This is a genomic window from Glaesserella sp., from assembly GCF_041814905.1.
GTDB lineage: Bacteria > Pseudomonadota > Gammaproteobacteria > Enterobacterales > Pasteurellaceae > Glaesserella.
On record NZ_JBGXYA010000037.1, the window covers coordinates 1 to 9,224 of the forward strand.

Here is a 9,224-nt window from a genome sequence, read left to right on the forward strand (position 1 = left end):
GAAAATCGTCGAAAGATTTTCCTGATGGCCATAGTGCTGTGGTCCCACCTGATTCCATCCCGAACTCAGAAGTGAAACGCAGTAATGCCGATGGTAGTGTGGGGTTTCCCCATGTGAGAGTAGGGCACCATCAGGGTTTTATTAACTTAGTTCATTAAATTAGTGAACTAACTTAATAAAAGAATTTATTGGCAACCATAGTGCTGTGGTCCCACCTGATTCCATACCGAACTCAGAAGTGAAACGCAGTAACGCCGATGGTAGTGTGGGGTTTCCCCATGTGAGAGTAGGACATTGCCAATTCCCTAATTTGCGGAGCGGTAGTTCAGCTGGTTAGAATACCTGCCTGTCACGCAGGGGGTCGCGGGTTCGAGTCCCGTCCGTTCCGCCACTTATTTAAGAGCGAGTAAAATACTCGCTTTAGCTATATATGATTATATAGGGGCGTAGTTCAATTGGTAGAGCACCGGTCTCCAAAACCGGGTGTTGGGAGTTCGAGCCTCTCCGCCCCTGCCATTATTTAAAAGAAACCGATTAGTGAAAACTAATCGGTTTTTTCGTTTTAGCTATCTTTTAAATACTTCCTGACTTTTATGTTAGAATTTTGCAAATTTTGATAACAATCCTACCGCTTGTATGAAACAGCTTGATCCTATTATTGAACAATTTTTGGATACTTTATGGCAAGAACACGGTTTGTCGGACAATACCGTCGCATCTTATCGTTTGGATTTGGAAACCTTTGTACGGTGGTTAACGGTGCCGAGGGCATTTTTAACGGTAGATCATTTTGATTTGCAATCTTTCCTTGGCGAACGTTTGGCGTTGGGCTATAAAAGTACGAGTTCGGCGCGTATGTTAAGCTGTTTGCGCAAATTTTTTCGCTTTCTTTATTTGGAACATTATCGCCAAGACGATCCGACGGAAACATTGACTTCGCCACGTAAGCCAATGCATCTACCGAAATCCTTGAGTGAAGAACAAGTTATGGATTTATTGAATAGCCCTTGTACTTCTGATCCTTTGGAACTACGTGATAAAGCCATGCTTGAATTGCTGTACGCGACGGGGCTAAGGGTTACTGAGCTGATATCCTTAACTACGGATAACTTAAGTTTGCGTCAAGGTGTTGTGCGCATTATCGGTAAAGGCGATAAAGAGCGTCTCGTGCCGTTAGGGGAAGAAGCAAGTTACTGGATTCAGCAATTTTTTGAATATGGGCGTAGTGCGTTACTCAGCGGCATTCAGTCTGATATCGTTTTTCCAAGTCGATTGGGCAATCAGATGACCCGCCAAACCTTTTGGCACCGCATTAAACATTATGCGTTATTGGCAGGGATTGACAGTGATAAGCTTTCTCCCCACGTTTTACGTCATGCATTTGCCACACATTTAGTTAATCACGGTGCGGATTTACGCGTAGTGCAGATGTTATTAGGGCATAGCGACCTTTCCACTACACAAATTTATACCCAAGTGGCAAAAGCACGTTTAAAATCATTACATCAACAATTTCACCCGAGAGGATAATATGCAAAAAGGGTTTTCTTCGTTTAGTTGGGCATTGGCGCTATTTTGTGTTCCCAGCGCGTTATGGCCGTTAGCATTGCTGGTTTCACCGAAATTTTCCGGTCACCCCCATTTAACGGCGGCTCAAATTAATTGGTTTTCAATTGCTTTCTGGGTATATCCATTGGTCTTATTGGTTATTGCGGGTATTTTATATAAGTTGTATCAATCTAATACGGGTTTAGCCAAGGGATTGTTGTTATTCAGCTTTATCGGATTCTACGGTTTGTTATTTTACATTGTAGAAAGCGTATCGATTTAAATGAAACGGAAAAGGCGCCGAATAGTGAATTCAGCGCCTTTTCTGTTTTTATCTCACGTACACAGCAACATGACGAATTGATCTTCAAAAAATAGTAATGGCGTACGGCTTCTTTGCCAGACAGGAATATGGTGTTGTTGCCAAATTTTTTTCATCTCTTCCCTTAGTGGTTTTCCATAGATTTTTACCTTACCCGAATGATGTAGTTTTAATTTAAGTGGTTGATCCCACAACGTTCGGGGCAGCTGCAAGCGGTCCGTTTTTTCGGAAAATTTGCAAATGAGAGAAGTTGCATTGCGCTGTATGCTACCGATATTGTCAGGCAGGATAATGGAATTTTGAAGCGGGTAGGGCAATTCCACTGCAAAATCGTGGGTGTCGGCAAATGCTTTCGTAATAAAAATCCCTTGCTGATAACGGCGGACGATCAGTTCGCCGAGTTTGACCTGTGGGTTTTTATCTTGCTTGGCTAAAATCAGCTTTTGAATAATCTGCTCAAGTTGTTTTTGGCTTGGCATTGCGACATTCGAGCGCGCTAGCCAAAGGCGGATCAGCTGCTGTTGTTTTAACCCTGAAAAGGCATGAAATCCGCCAATATCTAAACGTTGCTTTGTGGAATCGATGCGGTGATTAAGTTCGTCAGCGAGTAATTCTTCAATTAATTGTTGTTGTTCGGCACAATGCTCGGCACTGCGGGCGACCATTCGATTGAACTGCACCCAGCGTTGGTTCAGTTGAGGTAAAACTGCTTGGCGTAGGAAATTGCGATCGTAATGGGTATTTGAGTTGCTTTCGTCTTCAATCCACTGCAAATGATTTTGGATGGCGTAGTCGATGATTTCCCCTTTAGAAAAACCGAGTAGTGGGCGAAAATTTGCAAAATTTTGCTGAAAACTGACCGCTTGCATTGCGCTTAGCCCTTTCAATCCGCTGCCGCGTTTCAGAGCCAGAAAAAAAGTTTCGGCTTGATCATCGAGATGATGGGCGGTGGCTAGCACTTCATTCGGCTGAATCACCTCATCGATTGCCTGATAACGCGCTTTTCGGGCTTCTGCTTCAATCCCCTGTTTACCGGAAACGCCGACATGACGAACCGTGAACGGAATATTCCAATTTCCGCATAATTGTTGGCAGAATTCTACCCAGTGATCCGCATTCGGGCTTAATCCGTGATGAATATGGATGGCGCGAAGGTGAAGATTAAACGTGGCTTTGGCTTGGTTAAAAAGATGAAGAAGTACCACGGAATCAATACCACCGCTTAACCCCACCAAAAAATGAGATTGGTGGGGAAAATGCAAGGTAAGTTGTTGCTGGAATTGATTTAACATGATCATTACACCTGCAACCAAAAGGTGACCGGTCCATCGTTTTGTAGGCTGACTTGCATTTCAGCGGCGAATTGCCCCGTTTGGGTGTGAATTTTTGTTGCTGCCCGTTGATGAAAATACTGATACAACGATTCCGCCGCCAGAGGTGCGGCACCTTTGGAAAAACTTGGGCGCAAACCCTTGTGTGTATCGGCGGCGAGAGTGAATTGCGACACGACCAACAATGCACCGTTTGCCTGCTGTACGTTTAAGTTCATTTTGCCTTGTTCGTCGGAAAAGATACGATAATGCAGCACTTTTTCCAATAATTTGTCGGCTTTGGTTTGGTCGTCGTCTTGTTCCACGCCAAGTAGCACTAATAAACCCGTTGCGATTTCACCAACGGTTTGGTTTTCAACTTCGACCTTTGCCCATTTAACACGTTGAATTAATGCGATCATCATTCTTCTCGTTTTAGTGGATTGGTAAGCATTCCTGCGTTAATCATTTCAATGTCTTTCAATACGGAAGCGATTTGCCCGCCCAATAATACCACTTGCCAACTTAAATGAATCCAGACAATCATAATCGGAATGGTGGCTAATACTCCGTAAATCGCTTGATAAGACGGGAAATTAGCGATATACCACACAAAGGCTTGTTTACCTAAGGTAAAAAATAAGCCGGCAATTAAGGCTCCAATCATAGCGTGTTTGAAGCTGACTTTGGTGTTCGGCACAATCAGATAAACCAAACCGAACATCAGCCATGTCAATAAGAACGGGATAAATTTCAACAAACGGTGACTGAATGAGAAAAATCCGTCTGCGCTGAACATCTCAAGAGAAAAGATATAAGAGCTGACCGCTAAACTTAAGCCTGCTAGCATTGGTCCGAGCAGCAACACACAGAGATAGACAATAAACGACAGCACCATCGGACGCGGTTTGGTATTATGCCAGATTTCATTCAATGCATTATCAATGCTTGAGATCAACATCACGGCAACCACCACCAAACCTGCGATACTAATGATCCCCATTTGTTTAGAGTTATTCACAAACAGTTCAAGGTATTCTTGCACCATATTGCCCGCATTCGGTGCGAAGTTATCATAGACAAATTCTTTGAGCTGAACCGTCGCTTCTTCAAAAACAGGCAATAAAGTAAATACCGAAAACACCACTAAAATGAGTGGTACAATCGCCAATAGCGTGCTATAGGTGAGATAACCCGAATAAATGCCGATTTTGTTTTGTTGAAATCGATAATAAAACAGCTTTAAAAAGAATAGGATACTTTTCATCACTAGGCTCTCGATAAATAGTCGCCCTCACACACCCATTTATAAGTTGTTAACGCTTCCAATCCCATTGGTCCACGGGCGTGGAGTTTTTGAGTACTGACGGCGACTTCCGCACCTAAACCGAACTGCGCACCGTCGGTAAAACGAGTGCTGGCATTGATATAGACCGCAGCAGCATCCACTTGCCGTATAAACTGCTGAGCAAGGGCGTAATTTGCCGTTAAGATACTTTCCGAATGCTGGCTGCCATATTGGCGAATATGTTCAATCGCCTGATCGATACCGTCTACAACGACCACATTTAAATCTAATGAAAGCCATTCTTGATTCAGTTTATCCATTGCAAGCGGTTGGATTTGCGGATTTTTTTGCAAATCGGCAGGGAAATCGTCGCCATGTAGCGTCACGTTTAATTTACATAAATGATCGGCGAGTTTCGGCAAAAAACGGTCGGCAATTTTGCGATCAACCAACAAGGTTTCTAATGTATTACAAGTACTTGGGCGTTGAGTTTTCGCATTGGCGATAACGGATAATGCCCGTTCTTGATCGGCTGTCGCTTCAACAAACAGATGGCATACGCCAATACCGCCGACAATCACCGGAATCGTCGAATTTTCTTTACAGAACTGATGTAAACCGGCGCCGCCGCGCGGAATCAACATATCAATATAGCGATCGAGCTTAAGGAGTTCCAGCAGCAAAGCACGATCCGGATCGGTCACCGCCTGCACGGCAAGTTTGGGTAATCCGGCGCTTTCTAACGCTTGTTGAACGACTTCAACTAACACCGCATTGGTAAACTTCGTCTCTTTGCCACCGCGCAGGATCGCCGCATTACCGGTTTTTAAACAGAGTGAGGCAACATCAATCGTCACATTCGGGCGCGCTTCATAAATGGTTAATACCACACCGAGCGGAACCCGTTGGCGCTGAATGCGTAATCCGCTATCTAAAACGCCGCCGTCAATAATCTGACCGACCGGATCGGCAATGCTTGCCACGTTACGCACATCATTTGCAATGCCTTGAATTCGGGCGGGAGTCAACAACAAACGGTCAATAATGGCGTCGGAAATTCCTTGGGACTTCGCAAATTCAATATCTTTTGCATTGACGGATAAGATTTCATCGGCGCGTTGTTCAAGGGCATCTGCAATCGCAAAGAGCGCTTTGTTTTTCTGAAGGTTTCCAAACTGAGCAAGTTCATAACTTGCCTTTTTAGCTTGTTTAGCTATTTCGATCATCGTCATCATTTCGTTCTCTTTGATAAGTGAATGGCAAGGAGTTTACCATATAACGTTTGATTGTTAAGGCGAAAGGGGGTAAAAATCATGGATTCACCGCTACAAGCGGTCGGATTCGGCAGTTTTTTTGCAAAAAGAGCCATATTTGACGTTCGTTTTGTCGGTGAGATAAAGATAGGTGCGGCGAGTAAATTTTTTGCAAAATCAGACCGCTTGTTTATGTTAGAATTCACCCAAATTTCTAAATGGACTGCGCCAAATGACCCAACCACACCCTTTGATTCACATTCTTCCTCCCCAACTCGCAAATCAAATTGCCGCCGGCGAGGTGGTGGAACGTCCCGCTTCGGTCGTAAAAGAGTTAATCGAAAACAGTCTGGATGCCGGAGCAACCCAGATTCAGATCGATATTGAGAAAGGCGGTTCGCAGTTGATCCGCATTCGTGATAACGGTTGCGGGATTGGTAAACAGGATCTCACTTTAGCATTGGCACGCCATGCGACCAGCAAAATTGCGACCCTTGAAGATTTAGAAGCAATTTTAAGTCTCGGTTTCCGCGGTGAAGCGTTGGCAAGTATCAGTTCGGTATCACGTTTGACGTTGACTTCCCGCCCGGAATACCAAACGGAAGCGTGGCAGGCTTATGCTCAAGGGCGTGATATGGAAGTCGACATTCAGCCCGCTTCTCATCCTGTTGGTACCACTATTGAGGTTGCAAATTTGTTCTTCAATACCCCCGCCCGCCGTAAGTTTTTACGTACCGATAAAACGGAATTTGCGCATATTGAAGAAGTGGTGCGTCGTATTGCATTAGCCAAGCCGAATGTGACTTTTATGCTCACTCATAACGATAAAAAAGTGCGTCATTATCGCGCGGTGGCGAATCAGAGTATGGAACAGCGGCAAAAGCGGATAGCGGCAATTTGCGGTGAAGAGTTTATTCAACATTCAGTGCATATCGATTGGCAGCATGATGATTTGCATCTTTACGGTTGGATTGGTGCGCCGGCATTGGCTCGCGGGCAGAATGATTTGAGCTACAGCTATGTGAATGGGCGAATGATGCGGGATAAAACGATTAATCATGCGATTCGTCAGGCTTATGGAGAACAACTGCCGAAAGAGTCCTATCCGGCGTTTGTGCTGTTTTTGGATATAGATCCGAGCCATGTCGATGTTAATGTGCATCCTGCAAAACACGAGGTTCGTTTCCACCAAGGGCGTTTGGTCCACGATTTTATCTATCAGGGCGTATTGAATGCCTTGGAAGGACAGGCGCCACTGCACTTAAACGAACATAATGTCAGTGAGCCGATTCCGCACTACACGCGGGATACCAACCGCGAAGCTTCCGGGCAGAATATTTTTGCGCAGCCTTACCGTGAACTGTCGCCAAAAAGCCCGCGCAGCCATTGGCAGGGAGCGGAATCGCACCGACATTCGGTTACGCCCGCGGTGAGCAAAGCGGAACAAAAATGGTATGGTGAATTGCTTTCTACATCCGATTCTCCCGATATTGCATTAAACAAGCGGTCCGTTTCCGCGGATATTTTGCAAAATCGTAGCGAAATCACACCGCTTGTTGTAACGCAAACTGCATATTCACACCATCTGCAAGCGTTAACTTTAGTGCAGAATGAAGCGTTGCTGCTTAAGCAAGACGAGCAGTTTTATTTGATTTCTCTCGAACAGTTGGCGCGCCTGAAACTGCGTGTTCAGCTGGAAAAAGCCGAAAGCCAAGCATTGTTGATTCCGCTGAATTTGACGTTGGATCACCACCAAGTCGAACAATGGGAAAAGCATCAAGCAGCGTTGAGCGCTTTAGGATTCGATATTCAACCCAAACAGTGGCAAGGACAAGTTCGTCTAACCGTTCAGCAGGTTCCCCGCTGCTTGCGTGAACAGAACCTTCAACAATTATTGCTTCAACTGTTTAATCAACAAGCGGTCGGTTTAGCCGAATTTTTTGCAAAAAATGCCTTGATTTCGACCGCTTGTAGTTTAGCCGAAGCCGTCGGCGTAATTGCCGAAGTGGAGCAGCACCATTCAGGTAAAACGGCATTGGCAAATTTATTCCTTACCGTGGATTTTGCTCAATATCTCGCCAAATTGCCCTGCTAAATCGAGTTATTCACGTAAATTTCAAGAAAAAATGTGGACTACTCCACATTTTTTTATTTTGCTTGCTGACAATATTTACTAAATCAGTAGAGTAGCGTTCTGTGTAAATAGTGCATGTTATCAGAGCAAAATTATGGACGATGTTTATCACCTTAACACGGCAGCACCGGCTGTTCGTATTCTTCAAATTACCGATCCGCATTTATTTGCAACGGATTGCGGAGAGCTGCTTGGCGTTAATACGACCTTGAGCTTTCAGGCGGTGTTGAATGCCATTAATCAGGAGACTTTTGAATATGATATTGTTCTCGCTACCGGAGATTTGGTTCAAGATCATAATCGCGAGGCGTATCATCGTTTCGGACAGATGGTAAAATCGCTGAATAAGCCTCTATTTTGGGTAGAGGGAAATCACGATATTCAACCTCAAATGGAAAATGCTCTGGCAATTTATGCGCAAATTCAGCCATTTAAACACATTTTGGCGGGGGAACATTGGCAGGTTATTTTGCTGAACAGTCAGGTTTACGGCGTTCCGCGCGGCGAATTAAGTTATCAACAGTTGGAATTTTTATACACTAAGCTGGCGGCACATCCCGAACGTCATGCGTTAATTGTGCTTCATCATAATGTGTTACCGACGAATTCGGCGTGGTTGGATCAACACAGTCTATCAAATTCGCACCAACTGGCGGAACTGCTGAACCATTTTCCTCGGACAAAAGTCATCTTACACGGGCATATTCACCAAGAGGTGGATCGCTATTGGCACGGTTGCCGGGTGCTGGCAACGCCTTCAACCTGTATTCAATTTAAGCCGAATCATGATGCGTTTACCTTGGATCCAATCCCGCAAGGGTGGCGTGAGTTGAGCTTGATGCCTGATGGCTCGGTTCAAACCGTTGTGAAGCGCTTAGATTGCAACGATTTTTTACCGAATTTTAAAGCCGTAGGTTATTAAATTTCTATCATTTCATAGCAATTAAATCGCAACGATAAAACCGCTATATGCGTCGGCGATATTTTCCGCAAATTTTTGTAAATTTATAATTTGGCTATGTTTCAATCTTCTGAAATTTAGTATCTTTTGTCTTTCGCAAATTTGTTTGCGGAAATGTAGCTCATTTCTCACCCAAGGATTCCAACTATGTCAAACACCAATGTAATTGCGAATGTTGCAAAATTAATTAGAGATAACGATATTAAGTTTGTGTTGCTGAAATTTACCGATATCAAAGGTAAAGAACACGGCGTTTCACTGCCGGTGAGTTTAGTTGCCGATGATTTAGAAGACCTGTTTGAAGACGGTAAAATGTTCGACGGTTCGTCCGTTGAAGGTTGGAAAGCCATTAACAAAGCCGATATGTTGTTGATGCCGATTCCGGAAACCGCTGCGGTCGATCCTTTC

The 9,224-nt window shown here is 44.4% G+C and carries 10 protein-coding genes, 2 tRNA genes and 2 rRNA genes; 9 read left to right on the plus strand and 5 right to left on the minus strand.

Features of this window, described 5'->3' with window-relative positions:
- Positions 1–20: 20 nt before the first annotated feature.
- The 6 genes from rrf (ACEYJ7_RS05860) to ACEYJ7_RS05885 all read left to right on the plus strand — a co-directional run bounded on the left by rrf (ACEYJ7_RS05860) (position 21) and on the right by ACEYJ7_RS05885 (position 1,831).
- A 5S ribosomal RNA gene (gene rrf, locus ACEYJ7_RS05860) occupies positions 21–136 on the plus strand.
- Between the two features lie 51 nt (positions 137–187).
- Positions 188–303: ribosomal RNA gene (gene rrf / locus ACEYJ7_RS05865) — 5S ribosomal RNA — on the plus strand.
- 11 nt (positions 304–314) lie between these two features.
- Positions 315–391, plus strand: a tRNA-Asp gene (locus tag ACEYJ7_RS05870).
- A gap of 49 nt (positions 392–440) precedes the next feature.
- A tRNA-Trp gene (locus ACEYJ7_RS05875) sits at positions 441–516 on the plus strand.
- Positions 517–636: 120 nt separating this feature from the next.
- The gene (gene xerD, locus ACEYJ7_RS05880; protein WP_373778149.1) at positions 637–1,530 is read left to right on the plus strand and encodes a site-specific tyrosine recombinase XerD; all 894 of its coding nucleotides are present in this window, start codon (positions 637–639) and stop codon (positions 1,528–1,530) included.
- Position 1,531: 1 nt separating this feature from the next.
- Positions 1,532–1,831, plus strand: coding sequence for a DUF5389 family protein (locus tag ACEYJ7_RS05885; RefSeq protein ID WP_373778150.1), 300 nt, complete (start codon positions 1,532–1,534; stop codon positions 1,829–1,831).
- 53 nt (positions 1,832–1,884) lie between these two features.
- Here the strand turns inward: ACEYJ7_RS05885 and tilS are convergent, their stop codons facing one another.
- From tilS to ACEYJ7_RS05910, 5 genes are read right to left on the minus strand one after another with little or no spacing between them, the layout of a single operon-like run.
- Entirely contained in the window at positions 1,885–3,165 is a 1,281-nt protein-coding gene (tilS, locus tag ACEYJ7_RS05890; protein ID WP_373778156.1) for a tRNA lysidine(34) synthetase TilS, read from the minus strand.
- 2 nt (positions 3,166–3,167) lie between these two features.
- Positions 3,168–3,602, minus strand: coding sequence for a D-aminoacyl-tRNA deacylase (gene dtd, locus ACEYJ7_RS05895; protein ID WP_373778157.1), 435 nt, complete (start codon positions 3,600–3,602; stop codon positions 3,168–3,170).
- Positions 3,602–4,447, minus strand: coding sequence for a virulence factor BrkB family protein (locus tag ACEYJ7_RS05900; protein ID WP_373778151.1), 846 nt, complete (start codon positions 4,445–4,447; stop codon positions 3,602–3,604). The genes dtd and ACEYJ7_RS05900 overlap by 1 nt, the downstream gene beginning before the upstream one ends.
- A 2-nt stretch (positions 4,448–4,449) precedes the next feature.
- Positions 4,450–5,700, minus strand: a complete 1,251-nt coding sequence (gene proA / locus ACEYJ7_RS05905; protein ID WP_373778158.1) for a glutamate-5-semialdehyde dehydrogenase — start codon at positions 5,698–5,700, stop codon at positions 4,450–4,452.
- Positions 5,700–5,837: a hypothetical protein gene (locus ACEYJ7_RS05910; protein ID WP_373778152.1), complete on the minus strand. Its 138-nt coding sequence runs from the start codon at positions 5,835–5,837 to the stop codon at positions 5,700–5,702. Before ACEYJ7_RS05910 ends, proA begins: the two co-directional genes overlap by 1 nt.
- Positions 5,838–5,953: 116 nt before the next feature.
- Between ACEYJ7_RS05910 and mutL the strand changes: the two genes are divergently transcribed.
- The 3 genes from mutL to ACEYJ7_RS05925 form a co-directional block, all read left to right on the plus strand.
- Positions 5,954–7,816, plus strand: coding sequence for a DNA mismatch repair endonuclease MutL (gene mutL / locus ACEYJ7_RS05915; RefSeq protein ID WP_373778153.1), 1,863 nt, complete (start codon positions 5,954–5,956; stop codon positions 7,814–7,816).
- A gap of 133 nt (positions 7,817–7,949) precedes the next feature.
- Entirely contained in the window at positions 7,950–8,777 is an 828-nt protein-coding gene (gene cpdA, locus ACEYJ7_RS05920) for a 3',5'-cyclic-AMP phosphodiesterase (protein WP_373778154.1), read from the plus strand.
- A 186-nt stretch (positions 8,778–8,963) separates the two neighbouring features.
- Positions 8,964–9,224: glutamine synthetase beta-grasp domain-containing protein (locus ACEYJ7_RS05925; protein WP_373778155.1), on the plus strand; the 261-nt coding region annotated here is incomplete at its 3' end.